At 56.2% G+C, this 26351-nt stretch carries 25 protein-coding genes and 1 pseudogene; all 26 read left to right on the top strand.

The window, feature by feature from the left end:
- The first annotated feature begins 39 nt into the window (after positions 1–39).
- The 26 genes and pseudogenes from yabQ to spoIIE all read left to right on the top strand — a co-directional run bounded on the left by yabQ (position 40) and on the right by spoIIE (position 26263).
- Positions 40–597 (top strand): spore cortex biosynthesis protein YabQ, encoded by a 558-nt coding sequence (yabQ, locus tag D7024_RS13595; RefSeq protein WP_121452260.1) that lies wholly within the window; start codon positions 40–42, stop codon positions 595–597.
- Positions 598–881: 284 nt separating this feature from the next.
- Positions 882–1985 (top strand): glycerol dehydrogenase, encoded by a 1104-nt coding sequence (locus D7024_RS13590; RefSeq protein WP_243113862.1) that lies wholly within the window; start codon positions 882–884, stop codon positions 1983–1985.
- 116 nt (positions 1986–2101) lie between these two features.
- Complete coding sequence (gene eutM / locus D7024_RS13585; protein ID WP_121452258.1) at positions 2102–2386, top strand: ethanolamine utilization microcompartment protein EutM; 285 nt, start codon at positions 2102–2104, stop codon at positions 2384–2386.
- Positions 2387–2402: 16 nt separating this feature from the next.
- Positions 2403–3227, top strand: a complete 825-nt coding sequence (gene pduB / locus D7024_RS13580) for a propanediol utilization microcompartment protein PduB (RefSeq protein ID WP_121452257.1) — start codon at positions 2403–2405, stop codon at positions 3225–3227.
- Positions 3228–3248: 21 nt separating this feature from the next.
- A complete protein-coding gene (locus D7024_RS13575) occupies positions 3249–4922 on the top strand; it encodes a propanediol/glycerol family dehydratase large subunit (protein ID WP_121452256.1) in 1674 nt (557 codons plus the stop codon).
- A gap of 15 nt (positions 4923–4937) precedes the next feature.
- Positions 4938–5606 (top strand): propanediol/glycerol family dehydratase medium subunit, encoded by a 669-nt coding sequence (locus D7024_RS13570; RefSeq protein WP_121452255.1) that lies wholly within the window; start codon positions 4938–4940, stop codon positions 5604–5606.
- Between the two features lie 15 nt (positions 5607–5621).
- Positions 5622–6155, top strand: coding sequence for a diol dehydratase small subunit (locus D7024_RS13565; RefSeq protein ID WP_121452254.1), 534 nt, complete (start codon positions 5622–5624; stop codon positions 6153–6155).
- A gap of 23 nt (positions 6156–6178) precedes the next feature.
- Positions 6179–8020 (top strand): diol dehydratase reactivase subunit alpha, encoded by a 1842-nt coding sequence (locus tag D7024_RS13560; protein ID WP_121452253.1) that lies wholly within the window; start codon positions 6179–6181, stop codon positions 8018–8020.
- A complete protein-coding gene (locus D7024_RS13555) occupies positions 8017–8382 on the top strand; it encodes a glycerol dehydratase reactivase beta/small subunit family protein (protein ID WP_121452252.1) in 366 nt (121 codons plus the stop codon). Before D7024_RS13560 ends, D7024_RS13555 begins: the two co-directional genes overlap by 4 nt.
- A gap of 34 nt (positions 8383–8416) precedes the next feature.
- A pseudogene (locus D7024_RS15530) lies at positions 8417–8683 on the top strand (BMC domain-containing protein); the annotation flags it as partial.
- Between the two features lie 462 nt (positions 8684–9145).
- Complete coding sequence (gene pduL / locus D7024_RS13545) at positions 9146–9757, top strand: phosphate propanoyltransferase (RefSeq protein ID WP_341467005.1); 612 nt, start codon at positions 9146–9148, stop codon at positions 9755–9757.
- Positions 9750–10580, top strand: a complete 831-nt coding sequence (eutJ, locus tag D7024_RS13540) for an ethanolamine utilization protein EutJ (protein WP_121452250.1) — start codon at positions 9750–9752, stop codon at positions 10578–10580. The genes pduL and eutJ overlap by 8 nt, the downstream gene beginning before the upstream one ends.
- A gap of 15 nt (positions 10581–10595) precedes the next feature.
- Positions 10596–11477, top strand: coding sequence for a hypothetical protein (locus D7024_RS13535; RefSeq protein ID WP_121452249.1), 882 nt, complete (start codon positions 10596–10598; stop codon positions 11475–11477).
- 52 nt (positions 11478–11529) lie between these two features.
- Entirely contained in the window at positions 11530–11808 is a 279-nt protein-coding gene (locus D7024_RS13530) for a EutN/CcmL family microcompartment protein (protein WP_121452248.1), read from the top strand.
- A 28-nt stretch (positions 11809–11836) separates the two neighbouring features.
- Entirely contained in the window at positions 11837–12838 is a 1002-nt protein-coding gene (locus D7024_RS13525) for a cob(I)yrinic acid a,c-diamide adenosyltransferase (RefSeq protein ID WP_121452247.1), read from the top strand.
- 51 nt (positions 12839–12889) lie between these two features.
- The gene (locus D7024_RS13520; RefSeq protein WP_121452246.1) at positions 12890–14284 is read left to right on the top strand and encodes an aldehyde dehydrogenase family protein; all 1395 of its coding nucleotides are present in this window, start codon (positions 12890–12892) and stop codon (positions 14282–14284) included.
- A 19-nt stretch (positions 14285–14303) separates the two neighbouring features.
- The gene (locus D7024_RS13515) at positions 14304–15659 is read left to right on the top strand and encodes a 4Fe-4S dicluster domain-containing protein (RefSeq protein ID WP_243113790.1); all 1356 of its coding nucleotides are present in this window, start codon (positions 14304–14306) and stop codon (positions 15657–15659) included.
- Complete coding sequence (locus D7024_RS13510) at positions 15659–16204, top strand: BMC domain-containing protein (protein ID WP_034634571.1); 546 nt, start codon at positions 15659–15661, stop codon at positions 16202–16204. Before D7024_RS13515 ends, D7024_RS13510 begins: the two co-directional genes overlap by 1 nt.
- Positions 16205–16229: 25 nt before the next feature.
- Positions 16230–17360 (top strand): butyrate kinase, encoded by a 1131-nt coding sequence (buk, locus tag D7024_RS13505; RefSeq protein ID WP_034634573.1) that lies wholly within the window; start codon positions 16230–16232, stop codon positions 17358–17360.
- A 136-nt stretch (positions 17361–17496) separates the two neighbouring features.
- Positions 17497–18600, top strand: a complete 1104-nt coding sequence (locus D7024_RS13500) for a glycerol dehydrogenase (protein WP_027356263.1) — start codon at positions 17497–17499, stop codon at positions 18598–18600.
- Positions 18601–18877: 277 nt separating this feature from the next.
- Positions 18878–20113 (top strand): sensor histidine kinase, encoded by a 1236-nt coding sequence (locus tag D7024_RS13495; protein WP_051617937.1) that lies wholly within the window; start codon positions 18878–18880, stop codon positions 20111–20113.
- A gap of 21 nt (positions 20114–20134) precedes the next feature.
- Complete coding sequence (locus D7024_RS13490; RefSeq protein WP_121452245.1) at positions 20135–21778, top strand: response regulator; 1644 nt, start codon at positions 20135–20137, stop codon at positions 21776–21778.
- Between the two features lie 169 nt (positions 21779–21947).
- Entirely contained in the window at positions 21948–22298 is a 351-nt protein-coding gene (locus D7024_RS13485) for a septum formation initiator family protein (RefSeq protein WP_121452600.1), read from the top strand.
- A gap of 75 nt (positions 22299–22373) precedes the next feature.
- On the top strand, positions 22374–22763 hold the full coding sequence (locus tag D7024_RS13480) for a S1 RNA-binding domain-containing protein (RefSeq protein WP_121452244.1): 390 nt from the start codon (positions 22374–22376) through the stop codon (positions 22761–22763).
- 92 nt (positions 22764–22855) lie between these two features.
- Complete coding sequence (locus D7024_RS13475; RefSeq protein ID WP_121452243.1) at positions 22856–23761, top strand: Ppx/GppA phosphatase family protein; 906 nt, start codon at positions 22856–22858, stop codon at positions 23759–23761.
- A 66-nt stretch (positions 23762–23827) separates the two neighbouring features.
- Positions 23828–26263: a stage II sporulation protein E gene (spoIIE, locus tag D7024_RS13470; protein ID WP_121452599.1), complete on the top strand. Its 2436-nt coding sequence runs from the start codon at positions 23828–23830 to the stop codon at positions 26261–26263.
- Positions 26264–26351 lie beyond the last annotated feature (88 nt).

The following is a 26351-nucleotide window of genomic DNA, read 5'->3' as shown; positions in this document are numbered from 1 at the left end:
CGGGCAGCGCTTTTTTTACTGGCCAAGGTGGTGATTCCCATGACTCTGGCGGAACAATTAAACGCCTTCCTTTTAACCCTGTTGATCGGTTTAATGTCCGGCTTTGCCTACGATCTTTACCGGGTTTTGCGGGAAATGCTCCGCCTCCGGAAGACCGGTACTTTTGTCGGTGATTTGCTTTTCTGGATGTTCCTGCTGGTGCTGGTGTTTGCCCTCTTACTGGTGGGCAATAACGGTGAAGTGCGCTTTTATGTTTTGCTGGGACTGGCCCTGGGGGCAGGGATATACCTGATCTTTTTTAGCCTTTCAGCCCGTCGTTTGATTTACCGGACTATATTTTTCTTATACCGTACGATCCAGATAATGGTCGCAGGAGCGCTGGCCCTCTGGCGTATATTTACTTTCCCCTTCCGCGTCCTTTTTTTCCTGATCGTCTGGCCCGTGGTCCAGGTGGGGCGCGGGTTAAGCCTGGCGGGCAGGGGAATCGGGCGGGCAGGTAAGGGTTTCTTTGGCCCTCCCGTTCACCGTTTTTCAAGCGGCCTGCGCGCCAGGTGGCAGCGGTTTAGCAGCCGGTGGCACCCGCGCGGTAAACATTAAGATAAAGAAAGATCATTGAGATATAGACTTTTTTCAAAAAAATACAAAAAAACGGTTTTGTCCAGATCGTTCACCTTCCAGGGTGAACGATATTTTTTTGTAATCGCTGTGCGAGCACAATATAGTGCTAGGTGCAGTCATGATTGTCCACAGGCCGGGTGGGGGGAGGCCTCGAATATTTAGACTGAAAGCTGATGATAATTTATGATGCTTGGAAGTGTTTTTACATAACAAATATTCGCAAATGTAACACAGGAGGGTTGCTTGTGAGCCAGGTTAAGGTAATGATCGCTCCCAGCAGGTATGTCCAGGGAGCGGGTGCACTGGCGGAAATCGGTGAGCATGTGAGCAGGCTGGGCAAAAAGGTCTTTGTGACCGGCGGCAAAACTGCTTTGGCCCAGACCAGGGAAAGCATTGAAAAAAGTTGCGGGGAAAAGGGTGTTGCTTGCGTATTTGAGACGTTCCGTGGCGAGTGTTGCGATTCCGAGATTGACCGGTTGAAAGCGGCGGCTGTTTCTGCAGGATGTGACGTGGTGATGGCGGTGGGTGGCGGCAAGGCTATCGATGCCGGTAAAGCCGTTGCCGCTCTGATGAAGGTGCCGGTTGTAATTGTGCCAACCATTGCAGCTACCGATGCTCCATGCAGCGCTTTATCTGTAATTTATACCGAAGAGGGAGTTTTCGACCGCTATTTCATACTACCGCAAAACCCCAACCTTGTGCTGGTAGATACTTCAATTATTGCCAGGGCACCGGTACGTTTCCTGGTAGCGGGGATGGGTGATGCGCTGGCAACCTGGTTTGAAGCAGCCTCCTGTGCACAGGCATCTGCCCGGAATATACCTGGCGGCCGGACCACCACTGCTGCCCTGCGGCTGGCACGGCTGTGCTATGAAATTCTAATCGAGTATGGGGAGCAGGCCAGGCTGGCTGTCGAGCGCGGGGTAGTGACTCCGGCGGTGGAAAAAATAGTTGAAGCCAATACTTTACTTTCGGGGATTGGTTTTGAGAGCTCCGGTCTGGCCGCTGCTCATGCCATTCACGATGGCCTGACGGTGCTGGAAGAGACACACCACGCGTACCACGGAGAAAAGGTGTCATTTGGGACCCTGGCCCACCTGGTGCTGGAGGATCACCCGAGGGAAGAGATGGAGGAAGTGCTTGATTTCTGTATCCGCGTGGGTCTTCCCATTACGCTCGCACAGCTGGGGGTGAAAGAACCTTCACCGGAGAAAATCCGGAGAGTGGCCAGCAAAGTGTGTGAACCGGGGATGATGATTCACAATATGCCCTTCCCGGTCACGCCGGACATGGTTTATGATGCCATCCTGGCTGCTGATGCCATTGGCCAGGCTTACCTGCGCCGGCAAGGTATCACTGTTGAATAACGATGGGTAAAAAACCCTTCCCGGCAGGAATTTCCCGCCAGCTCTGGAAACCTCCGGGAAGGGGGTTTACCATAAATCAAACAACCCAATAAATATTTAAGGAGGTTGAATTGTTGATGACTGGAGAAGCGTTGGGCATGGTGGAGACGCGGGGACTGGTCCCGGCCATCGAAGCGGCGGACGCCATGGTAAAGGCGGCAAACGTAGCATTAATCGGTTACGAAAAGATCGGGTCCGGTCTGGTTACGGTCATGGTCCGGGGCGACGTGGGCGCAGTCAAGGCTGCCACTGATGCCGGTGCGGCTGCAGCCAAGCGGGTTGGAGAAGTAGTCTCCGTACACGTCATTCCGCGCCCGCACACCGACGTGGAGAAGATTTTGCCTGCACCAGATAAGAAGTAATTTGGAGGTGGCTTAAATGGACGAGCAACTTGTCCAGAAGGTGCTGGAACAGGTGATGAAAAAAGTGGGGGCGGCCAGCAGCAGTGCTGCGGCATCCAGCGCGCCCGCCAGTTCCTCTCCTGTTGCCGAGCAGGTTGCAGGGAGGGGGTTGACTTCCTTACCTACCGAATTTGTCGGTACGGCCATGGGGGATACTATTGGTCTGGTTATTGCCAACGTTGATCCGTTGCTCCACGAGAAGATGGGGCTGGATAGCCGTTACCGGTCCATCGGCATCCTGGGCGGCCGGGTTGGTGCCGGTCCGCAGATCATGGCGGCGGATGAAGCGGTTAAGGCAACCAATACCGAGGTCGTGGCCGTTGAGCTGCCCCGGGATACCAGGGGCGGTGCCGGTCATGGCAGCCTCATTATCTTCGGAGCCGAGGAGGTTTCCGACGCCCGCCGGGCGGTGGAAGTCGCTCTGCAGGAGTTGGAGAGGACATTTGGTGACGTTTACGCTAATGACGCGGGCCACCTGGAGTTCCAGTACACCGCGCGGGCCAGCCATGCCCTGGAGAAGGCGTTTGGCGCGCCGCTGGGGCGGGCATTCGGCCTGATCGTAGGTGCACCTGCGGCCATCGGCGTGGTCTGCTGCGATACGGCGGTCAAGGCGGCGGAGGTACAGGTGATTGGTTACGCCAGCCCGGCCAAGGGGACAAGTTTTACCAACGAAGCCATCCTTTTCATCTCGGGTGACTCCGGTGCCGTCCGCCAGGCTCTTATTGCTGCCCGGGAAGTCGGGATCACCCTGCTCAGTACTATGGGAGACAAACCCCAATCCCTGACCAGACCCTATATTTAACAGCGTGGGAGGTGAGGATTAATGGCTAAACGTTCCAAACGTTTCGAGGTTCTGGCCAACAGGCCGGTCAACCAGGACGGGTTTGTGGCGGAATGGCCGGAAGTGGGCCTGATAGCCATGAACAGTCCTTTAGATCCAAAGCCCAGCCTGAAGATCGAAAACGGCCGGGTTGTGGAGATGGACGGTAAGCGCCGTGAAGATTTCGATATGATCGAACAATTTATTGCTGATTATTTCATCGATGTTAATGTTGCTCCGGAAGTAATGGCCATGGATTCCGCGCAGATTGCCAGGATGGTCGTGGACATCAATGTGCCTCGCGAAGAAATCGCCAGGCTGGCTCAGGGCATGACCCCGGCCAAAGTGGTCGAAGTTCTGGGGCACATGAACATCGTGGAAATCATGATGGGCATGATGAAAATGCGTGCCCGGAAGACGCCGGCCAATCAGTGCCACGTCACCAATTTGCGGGACAACCCGGTGCAAATCGCGGCGGACGCAGCAGAAGCCGCCCTGCGGGGATTTGCCGAGCAGGAAACCACCGTGGGTGTGGTCCGCTACGCTCCTTTCAACGCCCTGGCCCTGCTGGTGGGTTCCCAGACGGGACGTGGCGGCGTGCTCACCCAGTGTGCTCTGGAAGAAGCTACTGAGTTGCAGCTCGGAATGCGCGGTCTTACCTCCTATGCGGAAACTATTTCCGTGTACGGTACAGAGCAGGTGTTTGTTGACGGTGATGATACGCCATGGTCCAAAGCATTCCTGGCATCGGCTTATGCTTCCCGCGGTCTGAAGATGCGCTTTACGTCCGGTACCGGTTCGGAGGTGCAGATGGGCTACGCTGAGGGCAAGTCCATGCTCTACCTGGAAGCCCGCTGCGTAATGCTCACCAAGGGTGCTGGTGTGCAGGGACTGCAAAACGGTTCTATCAGCTGCATCGGCGTACCGGGTGCTGTGCCTTCAGGTATTCGTGCGGTGGCGGCTGAGAACCTGATCACCATGATGCTGGACCTGGAAGTGGCTTCCGGTAACGACCAGACCTTTTCCCACTCGGATATACGGCGGACTGCCCGCATGCTGCCGCAATTCGCAGCAGGCACGGACTTCATCTTCTCTGGTTACAGCGCAGTACCCAACTACGACAACATGTTTGCAGGGTCCAACTTTGATATTGAAGACATGGACGACTACCTGCTCCTGCAGCGGGACCTGATGGTGGACGGCGGGGTGCGGCCGGTCAGCGAGGAGGAAGTTGTTGCCGTACGCAACCGGGCGGCCAGGGCGCTGCAGGCGGTGTTCAAGGAGCTGGGTCTGCCCGAAATCACCGACGAAGAAGTTGAAGCCGCGACTTACGCGCACGGTTCCGAAGATATGCCACCCCGCAAGGTGCCGGAAGACCTTAAGGCTGCTCAGGATATGATAGCACGCGGCGTAACCGGGCTGGATGTGGTTAAAGCCCTGGCCAAGCACGGCTTTGAAGATATCGCGCAAAATATACTCAACATGCTCAAGCAAAGGGTATCCGGTGACTACCTGCATACCTCCGCAATTCTGGATCAGAATTTCCATGTCATTTCTGCAGTAAATGATCTAAACGACTACCGGGGTCCAGGAACCGGTTACCGTTTGAGCAAGGAGCGCTGGGAGGAAATTAAGAATATTGCCCAGGCTCTGCGGCCCGAAGATATGGAAATCTAGGGGAGGTGAAAGGGAATGGTGGACAACGCCCTGATTGAGAAGATCGTGGAGCAGGTAATACAGGAAATGTCACGCTTGCAGAGCAGCGGGTATGCGGAGAAGGTGGACAGGGCTTCAGCTGCTCCAGTGACAGGGCAAGGGCTGGTCCTGGCAGAGAAGGGGGAAGCACGGCCCGGCACTGACCGCAGTGAAGTGGTAATCGGCCTTGCCCCCGCATTTGGCGATAAATTCACCAGGACTATTATCGGCCTGCCTCATGCGGATGTTTTGCGTGAAATCATGGCCGGTATTGAAGAAGAGGGCTGCCGCGCCCGTGTGATAAGAGTCAGGAAGACATCGGACGTGGCCTTCGTAGCTCATGAGGCGGCCAAACTTTCGGGTTCCGGTATCGGTATCGGAATTCAATCCCGCGGCACGACAGTGATTCACCAGAAGGACCTTCCTCCTTTAAGCAACCTGGAACTGTTTCCGCAGTCACCTCTCCTGGACCTGGAGACGTACAGGGCTATCGGGCGGAACGCGGCCCGTTACGCCAAGGGTGAAAACCCGGATCCGGTGCCGGTCCGCAACGATCAAATGGCCCGGCCCAAGTACCAGGCCCGGGCGGCGGTTATGCACATCAAAGAAACACAGTTTGTGGTGCCCGGAGCCAGTTCTACAGAACTGGAACCCCGGTTTCACTAAGGAGGAGGTGCCGGGATGGATGCGCGTTATATAGAGCAACTGGTGCGTGAGGTTCTCAAGCAGATGAGCAACGTGGCCGGCGAGGAAAATACGCCGGCGGCGGAAGCTGGCACTCAGGCGGGGAAAACCGGGTGTGCCCTGCACCCCGGGAAGGATTACCCGCTGGCAGAGAAGCGGCCTGAATTGATACGTACTGCCACAGGCAAGAAGCTGGAAGATCTAACCATTGAAAACGTCTTGAACGGCAAAATTACACCCCAGGACGTGCGGATCACGGCAGACGCTCTGCTCATGCAGGCCCGGATTGCTGAAGCCTGCGGCCGCAAGCAGCTTGCTCAAAATTTCCGGCGGGCTGCAGAGTTGACCGGGGTGCCCGACGAGCGCATCCTGGAGATTTACAACGCTTTGAGGCCGTACAGGTCGACCAGGGCTGAGCTCCTGGCCATCGCCGACGAACTGGAGCACAAGTACGGTGCCAGGATCAATGCAGCTTTTGTGCGGGAAGCGGCCGATGTCTATGAGCGCCGCGGGCGGCTGCGGACTGCATAAAAAGGACGAAGGAGCCTTGCGCAATGACGATCATTGCAGGGGTCGATATCGGTAACAATTCAACAGAAGTAGCTCTGGCTAAGGTAGAGGCGGGCGGACGGGTCAGTTTCCTGGCCAGTTCGCTCGTTCCCACTACCGGTATCAAGGGGACAGTAGATAACGTCCCCGGTGTGAAGCGGGCCCTGGAAGAAGCTGTCGCCCGGGCCGGCTGCCGCCTGAGCGATATTTCTTTATTGCGCTTGAATGAGGCAACGCCCGTAATCGCGGATGTGGCCATGGAGGCTATTACCGAGACGGTAATTACGGAATCAACCATGATCGGGCACAACCCGGCCACTCCGGGCGGCACCGGTTTGGGAGTGGGTACGACAGTTCCTGTGGACCAGTTGCCGTCCTGCGCCCCGGGTGACCGTGTGGTAGCCGTGGTCCCGGCCAGTATTACCTATGATACTGCTGCCCGCCTGATCAACCAGGCGCTGGATAAAGGTGTTGATGTACAGGGGGCTATTGCCCAGCGGGATGACGGGGTGCTCATTTATAACAGGGTTAAAAAGCCCATTCCGGTGGTCGACGAGGTGCAATATCTCGAGCGGGTCCCGCTTTCCATGCGTGCGGCGGTGGAAGTGGCCCCGCCCGGCGGCGTGATTCAAACCTTGTCAAACCCTTATGGTATCGCTACGGTATTCGAGCTTACGCCCGAAGAAACCCGGAATGTGGTGCCCGTAGCCCGGGCACTCACCGGCAATCGCTCTGCAGTGGTAATTAAAACACCTGCCGGGGATGTAAAGGAACGCCGCATTCCGGCCGGCCGTGTGATCCTGGAGGGTGAGAAGGGCCGGGCGGAGGTGGACCTGGAGGAGGGGGCCGGGCAGATCATGGCCGCTCTGGACCGGATGGCTCCACTCATGGATGCCAGCGGTACTCCGGGTACCAACGTGGGTGGCATGTTGGAAAAAGTCCGGCAGGTGATGGCTGATTTAAGCGGCCAGTCCAGGGATGAAGTTCGGATCAGGGATATTCTCGCTGTCGACACGCTTGTTCCCCAGAGGGTGGTTGGCGGGCTGGCCGGGGAGTTTTCCAATGAAAATGCAGTGGCCCTGGCGGCAATGGTCAGGACCAGCCGGTTTCCCATGGAAGAGATTGCCCGCCGGCTGGAAGCTGAGCTGGGCTTCCGGGTTGAGGTTGGCGGAGTGGAGGCCCAGATGGCCATCCTGGGTGCCTTGACTACTCCGGGGGTCGACCGCCCGGTAGCCATTCTGGACCTGGGTGGTGGTTCCACTGACGCAGCCTTTATCAATCAGGAAGGCAAATTGAGTTTTGTTCACCTGGCAGGAGCCGGTGAACTGGTAACCATGCTCATTGCTTCCGAGTTGGGGTTGGAAGACCGCCACCTGGCAGAGGAAATCAAGCGCTACCCGCTGGCGAAAGTGGAAAGCCTGTTCCACATCCGTATGGAAGATGGAACTGTGGTTTTCTATGACCAGGCTCTGGACCCCGGTGTTTTCGGCCGGGTCGTGGTGGTTAAAGAAGGGAGCGAGCTGGTTCCCGTCCCTGTGAGTGAATCAGTCGAGAAGATCCGTGCGGTGCGCCGGTCGGCCAAGGAGAAAGTTTTTGTAACCAATGCTTTTAGAGCTCTGAGCCAGGTGGCCCCGGGACAAAACATCAGGCTTATTGATTTTGTGGTTCTTGTGGGCGGGTCTGCCCTGGACTTTGAAGTACCGCACCTCATATCTGATGCGCTGGCCCATTATGGTGTGGTTACGGGGCGGGCCAACATCCGGGGTACCGAAGGGCCTCGTAACGCGGTGGCCACGGGCCTGGTTCTGTCTGCAGTTGATGGTCGGGTTGGGGGTACACGCAGATGAGTTCTGTTTACGCCAGGTGGACGGGTGAACGCCCGGCGGTGGTCTTGATGTGTCCCGGCCGGAACGTTTCCGAGGCCCTGAAGCGGGAGATATTGCTGGGGCTGGAGGAAGAAGGTGTGCCGGTGGTGGTGCAGGAGGGAAACGGGGATGCTGAAGAACTGGGCCACCAGGCAGCTCGTATTTCCCCGCTCGAAGTAGGTATTGGTCTGGACAGCCAGGGTAAGGCCGTAATTCACCACCGCAAGCTCCGCCGCCACCAGCCCGTGTTCACCGTCCATCTCAATTTAAGGCCGGAAGCAGCACGGATAGTGGGCACAAATGCAGCGCGGCTGGTAAAAGTGGTGCCCTTCAAAACCATGTAAGCCATTGTTTTAATCAGGAGGAGGTGACCGGAAATTGGCCACCCAGGCTTTAGGCCTTATTGAAACGGTAGGACTGGTAGCGGCTGTGGAGGCTGCCGATGCCATGGCTAAAGCCGCTAATGTGGAGATGGTCGGTTACGAACTGACACAGGGCGGCGGAATGGTGGTGGTTAAGATTCGTGGGGACGTGGGAGCGGTAAAGGCTGCTGTCAGTGCTGGTGTAGCTGCTGCTTCGCGGGTGGGTAAGGTTGTGTCTTCCCATGTCATTCCACGTCCCCATCAAGAAGTGGAACCTGTGATCAACAGTCCTGCAACCAGAGGTGCTGGCCGCGTCGGACCCGGGCCGGCTTCCGGGGAAGGGTCGGGCGCCGGTGCTCCAGACACCGCGGGAGGGGAAGAAGGGGCACCGGAGGCGGCAGAATTAGAGCCCGTTACTGAAAATCCGGAGCCTGAAGAAAAAAAAACGAACAACCCCGGTTCTGGAAACAGGGAAAGCCGGGGCGGACGCGAACGGCGCCGCAGGCACTGAAACATGAAACCCTTTCGGTGCTGCGCCTTGCTCCCTGTCCAGGTGGAAAGCCCACCTCTTCCGCCTGCATTACGGTACCGGAAAAAACCGATATAAAACTGGTCAAGGGTCGCCGGTACTCCCGGAACAGGAAAAAATACAGGTAGGTGAAGCAGCTTGGAACTGAAACAATCAACGGCGGTGCTGCCGCAGGAAATTCCCGGGGATGTAATTCACGCCCTGGTGCGGGCGGTAGTGGCGCAGGTCCAGCGCCGGCAGGCGGCGGAACGCGAAATCCTGCGGGTGCCGGTGGGAGTATCAGCGCGTCACGTCCATCTGGCACCGGAGCATGTCGAGGCACTTTTCGGCCCCGGGTATAGCCTGACTCCCATCAGGGAACTGCAACCCGGCCAGTACGCTGCGAAGGAATGTGTAACAGTTGTCGGGCCGCGGGGCGTGCTTCAGAACGTCCGTGTCCTGGGTCCACCGAGGGGACAAACACAGGTGGAAATCTCCCGTACCGATTCTTACCTTCTGGGGATTGACCCTCCGGTCCGGGATTCGGGCGACCTCTCCGGAACACCCGGGGCGGTTCTGGTTGGTCCCAGGGGGGCCATCAACCTGGAGGAGGGTGTAATACTGGCCTGGCGTCACATACACATGCCTGCCGATGTAGCTGAACGTTGGGGGCTCAAAGACAGGGAACTGGTACGGGTGCGCACGGAAGGGTTGCGAAGGGTAGTTTTCGACCGGGTACTGGTACGTGTATCACCCGCATACCGCCTTGAAATCCATATCGATACCGATGAAGCCAACGCGGCCGGTCTTAAAAACGGGGATTACGTACAGGTGATCATCGATGATTAAGGGACAGTTTGAGCGGGCGAATGAATTAATCGCTACCTTCAGGTCCCGTATGGATGAACCGCTCAAAGCCTGGCAGGGGCGCCTGCGTGTGGGTGTCGACCTCGGCACTGCCAATGTTGTGGTGGCGGTGGTGGACGAAACCGGCCAGCCGGTGGCCGGGGCACTGAAACCGGCACAGGTGGTGCGGGATGGCCTGGTGGTGGATTATGCAGGTGCCGTAAATATTGTGCGGCGTCTCGTGGAGAACTTGCGCGTGACGCTGGGAGCGGAATTATTGACAGCGGCCACTGCTGTACCACCAGGAACCGGAGACAGGGACTCGAGAGCTACCCGGTACGTGGTTGAAAGTGCGGAACTTCAGGTTGTGAATGTAGTCGATGAACCTACTGCAGCATCCGCGGTGCTGGGGGTACGGGATGGAGCGGTGGTGGATGTGGGCGGCGGTACGACGGGCATTTCCATCCTTAAGGAAGGTGAAGTGGTATATACCGCCGATGAGCCGACCGGCGGCACCCACTTTACCCTGGTGCTCAGCGGGCATTATGGGCTGCCTTTCAGTGAAGCTGAAGCTATGAAGCTGGATCCCGGCAGGCAGCCGGAGCTCCTCCCGCTGGTCCGCCCGGTGATGGAGAAGGTGGCAGCTATTGTACGGCGCCACCTCGAGGGGTGGGATGTACCCACTGTCTACCTGGTCGGCGGTGCCTTTTCGTTCCATGGATTTGTTGACGTGATGCAGCGCCAGCTGGATGTCCCCGTGCTGTGCCCGGTGGAACCTCTGCTGGTGACCCCGCTGGGGATTGCCCTTTGTTGCCCGGCTGGCTAAGGGAGGCGAGAACAGGTGACCGGTGAAGAGCTGGTGAATCGCGTAGTGGAAGAGGTGTTACGCCGCCTGAACAGGGGACAGGTTCCTGTTTCACCTCTGCCCGGGCATCGCAGGATACTGGTTGTGGTTACGGGCGGGACCATCGGTGCGCGGGCTGCTCTGGAGGAACTTGCGCGCCTGAAGAGGGAGCGAGGGGTGGGGCTGGAGTACTTCATCCTTTTCTCCCGGTCGGCGGCGGCTATTCATGATCCCGAGAAGTGGAGGCAAGAACTGCAGGCTGTTGACGTTTTGGTTGAGGGCGAAAGCAGTCGTGGCAGGCATACAGAGCTTCTCGAGCTTTGTGACCTGGTGGTGGTACCCGTACTCACACGGACCACTGCAGCCCGTCTGGCTTCGATGTTGCTGGACTCGGCGGCAGCGGAGGTGCTGGTGGATGCCTTAATGCGCGGGCTGCCGGTGATAGCGGCCAGTGATGCGGCAGACCCCACCAGTGAAGGTTTTGCACGTTTGGGAATGAACCGTGGTCGTCCGGCACTGGTTCAGACGATGAAAGATAATCTGGAAAAAATTGCAGGTTACGGGGTGACTCTGGTATCGGCCCGGGAATTGGGCAGTGTGGTGGCAGAAATGATTGGAAGGCGGGCTGATTCCGGAATTGCTCCTCAGCCGCTATTAAGGAGTAAAAACGTGCCCGAAAGCCCCTACCAGTTGCCTGCCGTTTTATCGAGTGTGCCGGCAGTCGAGCAGCGTTCCGGCCAGCGCATGGTTATCACACGCACGGAGCTGGGTGCCCTGGTAAACAATAACGGGGTGGTCAGGATTCCCAGGGGGGCACTGGTTACGCCACTGGCCTGGGATACAATCCGGGATGCGGGCTGGCGGGTGGAAGAAGTGTGATCCTGTTCCATGACCCCGGGGCTGGATTTAAAGAGAGGCAGGTGAGCAAGGGATGATTTTGGGACGGGTGATTGGTACGGTGGTTTCCACGCGGAAGGACGAACGGTTGACCGGCTTCAAGCTTCTGGTGGTCGAAACGCTGCAGCCCGGTAAAAAAACAGAGGTAGAGGAATTTGTAGCTGTGGATACCGTTGGCGCTGGAGTTGGGGAAACGGTCCTGGTAGTCATGGGATCACCTGCCTCGCGAACAGTGAACGGTGCTGACACGCTGGTACCGGTGGATGCTGCCATTATTGGTATTGTTGATACCGTGGAAATGACCAGCCGGTGAAGAAATGGTATAAGTGGGTGGTCGGACAGTGAAGAAAAATCGTACACCCGGGGTATATACCCGGACCGGCGACAGGGGAGAAACATCCCTTCTGGGAGGAATACGGGTGGGCAAGGACAGCCTGAGGGTCAGCGCTTATGGTACGGTGGATGAAGCAGGGGCGGCGCTGGCTCTGGGACGTTCGCTGGCCTGCTGTGCGTGGGTTCAGGAGGTTGCCGTTAGGGTACAAAAAGAGCTCTTTGTGGTTTGTTCGGAGCTGGCCCGCCCGGAAGTGCCCGCGGTGGGGGCCCGCGTGGAAGATGAGATGATCAGCCGCCTGGAGGAGGACATAAACGAAGGGCTTGATCGTATTCCCGCTTTGCGCGGGTTTGCGGTTTCCGGACATGTCCCTGCCGAAGCGGCATTTGACCTGGCCCGGACTATTACCCGCCGGGCAGAACGGCTGGTAGTGCGGCTTTCCAGGCGGGAGGTCGTGAGGGAAGAGGTAATCAGGTATTTAAATCGCCTTTCAGATCTGTTGTTTGTCCTGGCGAGAGTGGAGGCACACGAGCACCTGGTCAAGGTGGTTATGACCAGAGTCCTGGAAAAAACAAGAGGGGGTGGTAATGTGAAAGAAACGATTACTCTTGACATAGCCCGCCAGATTGCTGCTGCAGCAGAAGAAAAAGCTCACCAGATTGGGGTTCCCATGGTGATCGTGGTGGCTGATGGTGCAGGCAACCCTGTGCTGCTGGAGCGCATGCACGGCGCCCTGCTGGCCAGTCTGGATATTGCTGCAGGTAAAGCATATACGGCAGTGGCCTTGAAGATGGAAACGGAAAAGCTTTCTGTGCTGGCTGCCCCCGGCGGGCCGCTGTACGGCATCAATACCACCAACGGAGGCAGGATTGTTCCTTTTGGTGGGGGCATCCCGCTTTACCAGGAAACCAACATTGTGGGGGCTATCGGCATCAGTGGCGGGAGCGTTGAGCAGGACATAGAAGTGGCCCGGGCCGGGGTCGAGAAGTGGAATCAGCTCCAAGGCCAGTAAGGTTTAACGGGTTCCGGCCAGCTGGGGAAGACATGACAGGGAGGTTTTAATATGCAGGTAGCACAGGCTGAGATATACGCTATTGTAGAAAAGATTTTAGAGAAGTTGAACCAGCAAGAAGAAGGTGTGCAGGGCGCCTTCTCCAGTTTGGATGAGGCAGTGGAGGCTGCCAGGCGGGCTCAGGAAAAACTGGCTCTTATGGACCTGGCCCGGCGGGAGGAGCTGGTGCGGGCCATGCGGGAGGCGGCCCTGGCCAATGTCCGGCTCCTGGCTGAAATGGCCGTTCAGGAGACCGGAAGGGGACGCGTAGAGGACAAAATTATGAAGAACACCCTGGCGGCACAGAAAACACCCGGCACTGAAGATTTAAAGCCCACGGCTTATACCGGTGATTACGGGCTGACCCTTGTCGAAATGGCTCCGGTGGGTGTAATCGGTGCCATTACCCCGGTGACCAACCCGGCGGCTACCATCATCAATAACAGTATCGGGATGATTGCTGCCGGTAATGCAGTGGTTTTCTCCCCCCACCCTTCAGCCGAGAAGACTTCATTGAAGACCATCGAGATTCTTCACGAGGCCATCATACGTGCCGGCGGTCCTTCCGGTCTGGTTGTAGGCCTCAGCGAACCTTCCGTGGAAAAAGCGGGGCAGTTGATGCACCATCCGGGAATCAACATGCTTGTCGTGACTGGCGGTTCTGGCGTCGTAAAGGCAGCCCTGAGTTCCGGTAAAAAGGCTATCGGGGCCGGTGCGGGCAACCCGCCGGTGCTGGTAGACCACACAGCCGATATAGAAAGGGCCGCCCGGGACATTGTTATGGGGGCCAGTTTTGATAACAACATGCCCTGTGTCTGCGAGAAAGTCCTGATCGTGGTTGATGAAGTGGCTGATGACCTGATCCGCCGGATGCAGCGAGAAGGAGCCATTCTGGTAAAGGGAAGTGGAGTGGATGCTCTGACCAGGCTGGCTTTCCACGAGGAAAGGGACGGTCATACAGTGCTTAACCCGGACCTGGTGGGTAAAGATGCTTCTTACATCTTGAAACAAATCGGTATTAATATAGGTCACGATACCCGCCTGGTCATCATGGAGACGGACCCGGATCATCCGTTTGTAACCCATGAGCAGATGATGCCTGTCCTGCCGGTCGTGCGGGTACGTGACGTCGAAGAGGGGATCCAGCTGGCTGTGCGGGTGGAAGGTAACAACCGGCATACAGCCATCATGCATTCCAAGCATGTCGATTACATGACAGAATTTGCCCGGGCTGTCAAAACCACCATTTTTGTGAAAAATGCACCGTGTTATGCCGGCATCGGTGCCGGTGGCGAAGGTTACTGTACTTTTACCATTGCCGGCCCCACGGGCGAAGGCCTGACTTCGGCCAGGAGCTTTACCCGCCAACGCCGCTGCGTGCTGGTGGATGGTTTCCGGATTATTTAAAGAGCGGGTGGGTTGAGCAGTGATTGCGTGGAGCAGAGAGGAAATCATAAGCCGGTTGCGGCAGTCCGGTGTAGTAGGGGCCGGAGGTGCGGGATTTCCCGCCTATATGAAGGCTTCGAGCCGTGCGGAGTGGGTAATTGCCAACGCCGCTGAGTGTGAGCCTCTCTTACGCGGCAACCAGGAATTGCTCCGTTGTGCTGCTCGCGAAGTGATTGGCGGGCTGAAGATCATGATGCGCGCAACGGGTGCCGCCAGGGCCACTGTAGGGATTAAAGCCAAGTACAGGGCCGCTGCAGCAGCCCTGCGGGAAGCGCTGGCCGACGAACCGGAAACAGCGGTGGAATTGCACTTTCTGGATGATTTTTACCCGGCTGGCGACGAGCATGTACTGGTGTATGAAGTTACCGGGCGCGTTATCCCTCCGGGAGGAATTCCCATCCAGGTTGGTGTGGTGGTCAATAACGTTGAGACGCTGTTCAATGTGAACCGCGCTATGGAAGGCCGGCCTGTAATTGAAAAAATAGTTACTGTGACCGGTGCTGTACAAAGGCCGGTGACCCTTCAGGTACCGGTGGGGACGCCTGTTAAAGACCTGCTCTACATGGCCGGGGGGCCGCAAATAAAGACATTTACAATTATAGAAGGGGGCCCGATGATGGGCCGCCTGGTGGACCTGGATGCTGTAGTTACGAGAACCACCGGCGGGATTATCGTCCTGCCAGCCGATCACCCCCTGGTTTTAAGCAAAAAGTTGGATATTGGTGTGGACCTGCGGCTGACGCGGGGAATGTGCTGCCACTGCGGTTACTGTACAGAACTCTGTCCCCGTTATCTGCTGGGCCACGGCCTGCGGCCGGACCGCAATATGGCCGGCCTGGCATATGCGACCGGTGAACTGGTTGCCGGGGGAGCCCCATGGCTTTGTTCGGAATGCGGCCTGTGTGAGGTTTTCGCCTGTCCCATGGGTCTCAGTCCCAGGCGGGTAAATGCGTGGTTGAAGCGTCAAATGTCCCGCAGCGGTTTCAAGCCGCCCGGTGGTGAACTGCGAGGTGTCCATCCCCAGAGGCCATATCGCCGCGTACCTACGGCGCGTCTGGTAGCACGGCTGGGACTCTTGCGCTATGATCTCCCGGCACCCCTTCAGGAGGAAAGCGTGCGTCCGCAAAAGGTGCGGTTAATGCTCAGACAGCATATAGGAGTGCCGGCAGTACCGGTTGTTGAAGCCGGGGAACGAGTGGCAGCCGGTCAGGTGGTGGCTGAGGTACCGGACAACGCTCTGGGTGTGCCGATTCATGCCAGCATTGAGGGCCGCGTTACGCAGGTGTCCGCAGATGCGGTGGTCATCGAGTCAGAAAGGGTGGGTGATGGTGGTTGATGAATGCCTTAGGCATGGTGGAGTGGCGGGGCATTGCTCGCGGTATAGCAGCCACAGATGCGTTGCTTAAATCTTCACCGGTCGAACTGGTGCTGGCCACTCCCGTTTGTCCGGGTAAGTTTGTAGCCATGATCAGCGGGGAAGTTGGGGCCGTGCGCAATGCCGTACGTGCGGCAGTGGATTTTGACTCCGAAAATGTTGTAGATTCGCTTGTGCTGGGTACCGTGCATCCATCGGTGTTTCCGGCCCTGACCGGTACGTCAGCAGTTCCTGCCGCAAGGGGGTCGCTTGGTGTTATAGAGACCTTTGCCTGTGCGGCTGCCATCAAAGCAGGGGATGCTGCCGTTAAAGGCGGGCAGGTACAATTGCTGGAGATCCGCCTGGCGCGGGGCCTGGGCGGTAAATCCCTGGTTCTCCTCCAGGGTGAGGTCGCAGCAGTGCAGGCGGCGGTGGGACGCGCTGTCGCTGCTGTGGAGAACGGCCTGATCGTGGGCGTGGAGGTAATTTCCAGCCTCCACAGGTCACTATGGGAAAAGCTGTTTTAACAGGCAGGAGAAAGGAAGAAGTTTTATGACGGAGCAGAACACCGAAGAAAAGATTCTCGTTATCAATCCCGGTTCCACCTCGACCAAAATAGCTTTTTTCATAGGTGAGGACAAGCGGTGGATTGAGAATATCGCTCATCCTGCGGATGAGCTGGCGGTTTTCCCACGCGTGGTTGACCAGCTTGACTACCGGCTCGAGGCATTACGCCGGGAATTGCAGAAAAAAGGGCTGCGCGTGGAAGAGTTAACCGCCATTGCAGCAAGGGGCGGCTTGTTGAAGCCCATCCCCGGTGGTGTTTATGCAGTCGACCGGGCCATGCTTGAGGAGCTGCGTGAAGAACGTTACGGCAGGCATGCCTCCAACCTGGGTGCCCTTCTGGCCTATGAGCTGGGTTCTCCACACAACGTTCCTTCATATATCGTTGACCCCATCTGTGTGGATGAACTGGAACCGGTGGCCCGGATTTCCGGTTTGCCCCAGATCCAGCGGCGGAGCGTGTTTCACGCATTGAACCAGAAGCGCCAGGCCAGGCGTGCGGCAGCAGAACTGGGCAAGAAATACGAGGAAGTGAATCTAATTGTAGCACACCTGGGCGGTGGTATAACCGTCGGTGCACACCGACGGGGCCGGGTAGTGGATGTAAGCAACGGGGTGGATGGGGAAGGCCCGCTCACCCCTGAGCGCAGCGGTTCCCTCCCGGCGGCGGAGGTGGTGCAGCTGGCTTTTAGTGATCGCTACACCCGGGAGGAACTGCTCCGCCTGATCAACGGGCGGGGAGGGTTTGTCGCTTACCTGGGAACCAACAACGCCCGGGAGGTGGAGGAACGGGCCGCTGCAGGAGACACAGAAGCAGATCTCCTGTTTGCAGCACTATGCTACCAGGTGGCGCGGGAGATTGGTGCCTGTGCGGCAGTTCTTTCCGGCCAGGTCGATGCGGTTGTACTGACCGGCGGACTGGCGTACAGCCGGCGCGCGGTGGAAGAAATAAGAAAGCGAGTGGAGTTTATCGCCCCGGTGCTTGTTTACCCCGGCGAGGACGAGATGGCTGCCCTGGCCGAGGGTGTGCTGAGAGTCCTGAGGGGTGAAGAAGCACCCCGGTCTTATCAAGAAGAGGGGGTGGGAAGAGGCGAAAAAGATAAATCGTCAGGCGACTAAGTATGCGTACATGACACAATAAAATTTCAAGGAGGGATTTAAAAACTGAGATTAAACTCTTTAGAGTATTTACAGAATCGCTCATTGTGCCTTACCAGCTGTTTAACGAGTAATTTTATTTTAAGGAGGAAGAAAAATGAGCATTAAGATACTAATTTCTCCAAGTCGCTATGTGCAGGGCCCTGGGGCGATTCACTCCCTGGGTGAGCAGGCGAAAAATTTCGGGCAAAAAGCTTTCATAACTGGAGGAAAAACTGCCCTAAAAGAGACCCGTGCAGATATTGAAAAAAGTTTAAAAGAACACAATGTAAATTCTGTATTTGAAGTATTTCGGGGAGAGTGTTGCGATAGTGAAATAGAGAGACTTAAAGCTGCAGCTACAGCAGCGGGGGCAGATTTCATAGTTGCTGTAGGTGGCGGTAAAGTTATCGATGCAGGCAAAGCGGTTGCATGCTTAATGAATAAGCCTGTTGTTATCGTTCCTACTATTGCTGCTACGGATGCCCCATGTAGTGCCCTCGCGGTTATTTACACAGAAGAAGGCGTCTTTGAACGTTACTTTATCCTACCCCAAAACCCCAATCTGCTGGTTGTCGATACTGCCATTATTGCTAAAGCTCCGGTACGCTTCCTGGTTTCTGGTATGGGAGATGCTCTTGCAACCTGGTTTGAAGCTGATTCTTGTGCTAAATCTGCAGCAAAGAATATTCCGGGTGGCTATACTACCGTTACTGCCTTAAACCTGGCACGGCTCTGTTATGATATCCTGCTAGAATATGGAGAGGCTGCTAAGCTTGCCGTGGAAAGAGGAGTGGCCACACCAGCAGTTGAAAAGATAATAGAAGCCAACACGCTGCTCAGCGGTATTGGTTTTGAAAGCTCTGGTCTTGCAGCAGCTCATGCTATTCATGATGGATTAACAGTGCTGGAAGAAACCCACCATAGCTATCATGGGGAAAAAGTTGCCTTCGGTACCCTGGCCCACCTGGTCCTGGAAGACCGTCCATGGGCAGAAATTAATGAGGTCCTGGATTTTTGCACGAGGGTCGGGCTTCCTGTAACTCTGGCGCAGATAGGGGTTACAGATCCTACCCCTGAAAAGATTATGCGCGTGGCTGAAAAGGTATGTGAACCTGGTATGATGGTGCATAACATGCCTTTCCCTGTAACACCACAAATGGTCTACAACGCAATCTATGGTGCAGATGCCATTGGAAAAGCTTATCTCGCAAAACGATAATTAACCTGTAAAATCACTAAAAGAAAAGCATTTATTTACTAAACAGGGTAAAAAGGATTCCGCAGCTTATTAGGATAATTTTAATTATCAAATTTTTGTGACCTCAAAAAATCTTTGCCTTCAGCTGGAAATGATCCGCTGAAGGCTTTTTACATATTTTACTGACAGTCTTTCCGTTGACTATGACGTAACAATGTTTAATAATTTAATTGTTATCAATATAAGTAAACATTATTAAGTAAACATTCTAAATCGCAATAAAAAGAAGGGATTCCGGATGGCTGAATACGTTTATGGCCTGCCGGTGCACGGTTACCTGAGGGAATTGGTCGCAGTGCCTCTGCTGCAGGAGGTTGTGGATAAATTTGCCAGGGCCACGGGTGTGGCGGCCATCGTGGTGGACGTGGATGGGACACCCATCACCAGGCCCAGTAATTTCACCGAGTTCTGCCGGCTGGTGCGTTCCTCGCCGGTTGGTGAGAAAGGGTGTTATGAATCGGACCGGCGCGTCGGCGAGGCGGCGGCCAAGTGGAAAAGCCTCAGCCTGCACCAGTGCCACTGTACTTTGATCGATATGGCGGCGCCGCTAATAGTGGACGGCGTTTACTGGGGAGCGGTCCTTTGCGGGCAGGTATTGCTGGAGAGGCCCCAGGAGGAGCAGATTAAGCAGGTCCGGCAGGTGGCCCGCCAGTACGGGCTGGATGAAGAAAAAATGTGTGCCGCGCTGTACAAAATAGAGGTGGTTACGGAGGAAAAAATCCGGGCTGCCGGAGAACTATTGCAGATCGTGGCCAATTATATCGTCGAGATGAGCGTATCACGCATTACCAGCCAGCGTCTCACCCGGCAGCTTAAAGAAAAGGCCGATATGGAACGGGTGATGCACCAGCTGGAACTGCGTGCCCTGCAATCACAGGTCAACCCGCATTTCCTCTTTAACACGTTGAATGCTGCCTGCCGCCTGGCCATGATTGAAGGGGCCTCCCAGACCGAAGAATTGATCCATGCGCTGTCCGGGCTGCTCCGCTACACCCTGCGCAAGATAGACCAGATGGTTTCCCTCCGTGAGGAGCTGGAACATATTACTAACTATTTGTTCATCCAGAAAACAAGGTACGGGAATCATATTAAAGTTGAAATTCACGCCGAACCCGAAGCGTTGAACGCCATGATTCCCCTGATGACGCTGCAGCCGCTGGTCGAGAACGCCATCGTGCACGGTCTGGAGCTCAAAGAGGACGGGGGGACCATTTATATTGACGCCCGGTGTTTTGGAGAAAGGGTATGCATAGAAGTTCGCGATACGGGGCTGGGGATGGAACCGGGGGTCGCAAGCCAGGTCCTGGAAGGTAACCGGTCCGGGCGAGGACATACCACCGGCCTCGGTTTGACCAACGTGCACCAGAGGTTGCGGCACTGCTTCGGCGAGAAATACGGCCTGGAAATCTTCAGTTCGCCGGGAGAAGGAACGACAGTGAAAGTTTGGATCCCATTAAAGAGTCAAAAGAGTTAATGGTTCCGGAAGGGGATTCTCATGAACAATGTGAATGAAATGAGACTTCTGGTTGTAGACGATGAGCATCTGGAAAGGCAGGCCATCCGCCTGATTCTTGAAAGGGCGGAAGAACCAATCAAAGTGGTGGGTGAAGCGCGGAACGGCCGCCAGGCCGTGCAGCTGGCTGAGGAGCTGCGGCCGGACATCATCTTGCTGGACATTAAGATGCCCGGTATGGACGGGTTGACCGCTGCAAGGGAAATAAGAAAAATTATACCTGCGAGTGCCATTATTTTCCTTACTGCTTATAACGAGTTTGATTATGTCCAGGAGGCCCTGCGCATCGGTGTGGTGGATTTCCTGCTCAAACCCATTCGCTCCCAGGAACTGGTCGACGTGTTGAAAAATACGCGGGTCCAGCTTCTGCGGGAGCGCGAAGAGCAGAGTGAACACAAAAAGTTGCAGGAACAACTGGCGGAGGCTCTCCCCTGGCTGCGGCTCAACCTTGGTTTGGGCCTTATCTGGGGCTTGTGGGAAGAACGGGCTGCCGTGGAACAACAGGCCCGGCTGGTGCGCCTGGAAGTCTTACCCCGCGTCGCTTTCGGTGTGTACATGGAAAACCGGCTTGAGGGTAGTCCTGCCTCCCTGGCCAGGTTCGAGTTGCTCCGCTATCAATTGCAGCGGCTGGTGGAAGATGCTTTGACCCGGCACCCCTGGGGGTTATGCCTGCCGATAAGTGACCGTATGTTGATAGGCCTGTGGGGGAACCGGGGGTCGGAACAGGAACAGGGACAGCGTTTGCGCCAGCTGGCAAACGATATCATCGAAACTGCTGCGGACAGGCTTTCCCTTGGGGTGACTGTTGGGTTGGCTCGTTTCTGTGAGGATATCAGCCAGCTGCCCCGTGCGGCCTGGGAGGCTCAGACCGCGGCTCACCTCGGTATGTTTTATCTGGGGCCCGAGCAAGTGGTACACGTGGACGAGCTGGAGCGTAAGGTTGATAAGGATGGAGGAGTTTATGCGGCCCGTGAAAGGGAATTATTAGAAGTCTTACGCAGCGGTGACGCGGAAGAAGCCCGCCGGATGTTTCGGGAATTTTTGATTTCCGTATTTGAAGGTCGGGGTACTGATCTCCACTTGATTAAGGCCCGGCTGATGGGCGTGCTGGTGGCTTTCTCGCGTAGTATGGGAAGCTACGGGGAACATGCGGAGGAAATGGTACACGCTTATAACAAATTTGCCCGCCGGCTTTCCCTGTGTCTCTCAGTTGAAGAGCTGGAAGAGTGGATGGCAGAACTGGCGCTATCGGGTAACAACCCGGCTGCCGGTCAGGCCGGTGCCATGGTGAACAGTGCGGTTAAAAAGGCCTTGAATTATATTCAAGAAAATTATCAAAGGGAAATTTCTCTTACCGATCTTTCCCGGATAATTTTCCTGAGTCCCGATTATTTCAGCAAGGCTTTTAAAGAACAGGTGGGCTGTACTTTTTCGGAATATGTGTTGCGCCTGCGCATTGAAAAGGCTAAAAAGTTGCTGGCCGAGACGGACCTGCCCGTGGGAGAAGTCGGTCGGCAGGTGGGGTACCCCGACCCCAACTATTTCAGTCGCGTTTTCAGCCGCGCTATGGGGATGCCTCCCAGCCGCTTCCGGCAGATTACGGCGCGGTGCAGCCAGCAGGTTTGAATGTCTGAATGAAGGCGGCATATAAAAGGCGGATATAATCTTTTTTATCCTGCCTGAAAGGAATTTCTTATTCAACGTAGAAAATAACGATTCAAGGAGCCAATCTTGAACCTGGCTACTCGCTCCGGGTGGCAACCGGCCGGTTTCGGTGAAGGGGAAGTACCGGAAAATGGTCTTTTACTTTCAGAAAGGCGAATCCTTAACGTCAGGTTTGCGTCCGGGTAGCGGGCGCCGGCGCCTGCGTTTCAACAAAAACCGGCTGCCCGGCTTGCTGGTGTTGGTTCTCCTTTGTTACCTTTTGCTCTCGTTTTTTTCCCAGTTCCACCGCCTGGATGCTATGCAGCAGGACCTTCAGCAACTCCAGGCTCAGCTAACGGAACTGCAGAAGAAAAATGCGGAGTTAAAACAGCAGCTTAAACTGGTGCAGTCGGATGAGTATATAGAGCAGGTGGCCAGGGAGCGCCTGGGCCTGGTGAAGCCGGGAGAAGCACGCATTGTACCGGTGAAGCCGGGGAATTAGTTCTTGACACTTTTGCTTTGGCAGGCATATAATTAACCAAGGTTTTTAGCATTAAGGGAGGCAAAACCGCAAATTATGCCGGTAGAAGTGGGAAGCGTTTTAGAAGGCGTGGTGACCGGTATTGCTAACTTTGGGGCCTTTGTCCAGCTTCCCGGTGGTGAAACCGGTCTGGTGCATATTTCCGAAGTGGCCAACGAATACGTTAAAGACATCAACCACTTTTTAAAGGTTAATGACCGGGTAACGGTAAAAGTTATTTCTGTTGATTCCCGCGGGAAAATCGGGCTTTCCATCAGGCAGGCCAGAGATTCCGGGGAGAGGTCATCCCGGCGCAGGCGGTTTGAGCCTTCCTTTGAGGAAAAGCTGAGCCGTTTCCTTAAAGAAAGCGAAGAGCTGCAACAGTCCCTGCGCAGGAGCCTTGATGCCAAGCGGGGCGGCCGGGGCTCCGGGCGGCGGTTTGTTTAGCGTTAGTAAATAAGCCGGCGCAAAACTGGTTATAACAGCATTCCGACAAAGGGAATGCTTTTTTAGTTTTTGCCAGGGAAAGGGGTTTGGTTATGCGCGTGGCGGTCATTGATATTGGTACCAATTCCACCCGTTTGCTGGTCGCCGAGGTCCACCGGGAGAAAGTGGAACGGGTGGTTTATTTTGACCTGGTGACCACCAGGCTGGGGGAAGGAATTGGCTCCGGGTACTTGCAGAAAGACGCCATTACCCGCACCTGTGAGACCCTGAAGCATTATCTGGAACGCATACACCCCCTGCAGGTGGAGTGTGTGGTGGCTGCGGCTACCAGTGCCGTGCGGGATGCCCGCAACCGGGAAGAGTTTCTGGAGGCAACCCGCCGGGTCGGCCTGGAAGTAACGGTTCTTTCCGGGGAAGAGGAGGCCTATCTCAGTTATCTGGGGGTCCAGGGCGGGCTTGAGGTGGATGCGGCGGGGCTGGTGGTTATGGATGTTGGTGGCGGGAGCACCGAATTTATCTGGCAACAGGAGGGGTCCCTTTTTTGCCGCAGTGTCAATGTGGGTGCGGTACGCATGACCGAGGGAGGGCATGACGATGCCGCTATCAGCCGTCTCCTCACACCTACGCTGGCCCGGGTCCGGCTCAGCTCTCCCCGGCACCTGGTGGGGGTGGGCGGTACAGTCACCACGTGCGCGGCCATGGTGCAAAAACTGGCGGTTTATGACCCGGCCCGGGTGCACGGTTTCGTGCTTTCCCGCGCGGATGTGGAAAATATAGTGGACATCCTTTCCCGGTGCACCCTGGAAGAACGGCGCCGCCTGCCCGGGTTGCAACCGGAGAGGGCCGACATTATCACCGCAGGAGTGCGCATCGTGCGATTGGTGATGCTGGAACTGGACATACCTTCCCTGCAGGTGAGCGAAGCCGACATTATGCACGGTCTGGCCATCCAGGCCGCGTCCGGTGTCGAAAGAAAAAGTGTTGTAATTTACCAATGATGACAAAGATTGCCCACCCCCCTGTACTATAATTTTCAATTGAGGGAGAAATAAGGGGTGGCATTTGTGTCGGAGGAAATTAACGTCTATCCCTACCAGCGGGCAGGACAGGGTAGAGAAAAAAAGCGTTTGCCGAAAAATCGAAAACGCTGGCAGTTTTTTCGCAGGCCGGCGGGGGCAACGTTCCTGACCCGCGAGGGACTTCTTTTGTTTATTGCCGGCTTTTTTTTGGGCCGGGCCGTCTTGCTGGGTGAAATTGTTCCCTGCGCGGCTGCCTTTGTGGCCGCCGCGACCCGTACCTTTCCTGCGGCCGGACCGGCCGCCCTTTTGGGGGTGGGTGCCGGCCTGGCCACCGTCAGCTCCGGTCTCTCCCTGGCCGGGGCACTGGGTACCGTGGCGTTTACCTGGCTCCTGGTGCAGGCCATGCCCTGCGGCATTAAAAGGCCGCAGCTGGTGGCAGCGGCTGCCGTTTTTTCCCTGACTGTAGTCATCAAAGCAGGCGTGCTGGCCTTTACCGGGCCTTCTCCGTACCAGTATATTACCATCTTTTTTGAAGGCGGGTTTGCTGCCCTTTTAACCCTGGTTTTTCTTGCGGGCCTTCCTACCCTGGACAAGCTTACCGGCCTGGCCTCCTTAACGGGAGAAGAGTTGTTTTCCATGCTGGTGCTGCTGGCGGCGGTGGTGGCCGGCACAGGCGACTTGCAGGTAGCCATGTTTACTTTAAAGGGGCTCCTGAGCCGGTTAATCATTTTGCTGGCCGCTCTTTTAGGAGGCGTGGGACTGGGTGCCGCCGTGGGGGCGGTGGTGGGCATCCTTCCGGGGCTGGTTTATACCGCAGTTCCGGCCATGATTGGCGGCTACTCCTTTGCGGGATTGCTGGCCGGGCTATGCCGGGGTTTTGGCAGGCCCGGGGTTGCTTTGGGTTTTCTTCTGAGCAATGTCATTCTATCGGTTTACCTGGCCAATTTCGGGGATCTGACTGCGGTGATGGGGGAAACTGCCCTGGCCGTGTTGCTTTTCCTGCTCATCCCGGGCCGCTACATAGGCTCTTTGAGTAAGTCCCTGTTCTCCGTGGTTTTGAGAGTGCAGGGGACATCACCCGCCGTGGATCGGGTGCAAGCGGTGGTTGCTGGCCGCATGCGCAGCTGGTCCCTGGTTTTCGACGAGCTTTCCCGCAGTTTTAATCAAAGTTGTGCCACGGCGCCTATAGAGCAGGAAGAACCGTCCCTGCAATCTTTGTTTAACCAGATTGCCGCCAGGGTGTGCCAGGGGTGCGGTCTTTACCGTACCTGCTGGGAGTGGGAATTTTTTCGCACCTACCAGAGCCTGCTGGATCTTTTTGCTCTGGTGGAAATATACGGGCAGGTTGGCGGGGCGGACCTGCCGGACACGCTCAAAAGGCGCTGTTCCCGGCCGAAGGAACTGGCCATTACCGTCACCTGCCTGTATGAAACCTATAAGCTTAACCGCTACTGGTTGAAAAGACTGGCCGAGAGCAGGGAGATAGTTTCCGAACAATTAAAGGGCGTGGCCCAAATTATTGAGAATCTTTCGTCGGAACTGGAATTTGAGGTGCAGGCCCTTACGGGCGACGAACAACTGTTGAAACAAAAGCTCAAGCAGGCGGGAGTCCCCGTGGCTGAGGTGCGGGTCCAGCGCCAGGGGGATGGCAAAACGGAGGTCATGATCACCCGCAGCGCCTGCGGGCGGCAGCATGAATGCAAGGAACTGGCGGCGCTGGTATCCCGGTTGATGGGGGAGTCCTTCGCCCTGCCCTTCAGTCAGTGTCCCGTTTTTAGGCCTGAGCAGTGGTGTACCTTCCGCCTGTATAGCGGGTTGAAGTTTGCCCTTAATGTGGGGGTGGCCGGGATAGGTAAAAATGGTAGCTCCGTTTCCGGGGATAGTTACGCCTTCCTGCCCTTAAGAGAGGGTAAGTTTGCCCTGGTCTTAAGCGACGGCATGGGCAGCGGTGCGGAGGCGGCCCTGGAAAGCAGTACGGCCGTGTCCCTTTTGGGCAGGCTTTTGGAAACGGGGCTGGACCGCAACCTGGCCGTAAAAACCGTTAATTCCATCATGATCCTCCGTTCCCCCGGGGAGACCTTTGCCACCCTGGACATGGCCATGCTGGATCTTTACGAAGGCCAGGCCGATTTTGTCAAGATTGGCGCCCCACCTACCTTTCTAATTAGAAACAGGCGGGTCAGCATGATCCGCGCCAGTTCCCTGCCGGTGGGCATTATCAAAGATATTGACGTGGCTTCCGTGGCCAGGACCCTTCTGGAAGGGGACGTGCTGGTCATGGTCAGTGACGGCATTATCGACTCTTACCGCGGTTCGGGGGACAAAGAGGACTGGATCATTGGCGTACTTCAGGAAATAAGCGACTTCAGCCCCCAGGAAATGGCCGATCTGCTGCTCAAGCTGGCCCAGACCGGGGCGGGCGGGGAAAAGCAAAATGCCGATGATATGACCGTGCTGGTAGCCCGGGTAGAGAAGGTTTAAAATACTTAAAAATAATAATAGCTGTTAGACTACAAGGCCCTGCGGGGTTTTTTTTCTTGTGCGATGGATAACACATTTTCTGCCACCG

Source organism: Desulfofundulus salinus (assembly GCF_003627965.1).
Taxonomy (GTDB): Bacteria; Bacillota; Desulfotomaculia; order Desulfotomaculales; family Desulfovirgulaceae; genus Desulfofundulus; species Desulfofundulus salinus.
The sequence above is the reverse complement of the archived record's forward strand: the minus strand, read 5'-3'. Positions and strand labels throughout refer to the sequence as shown.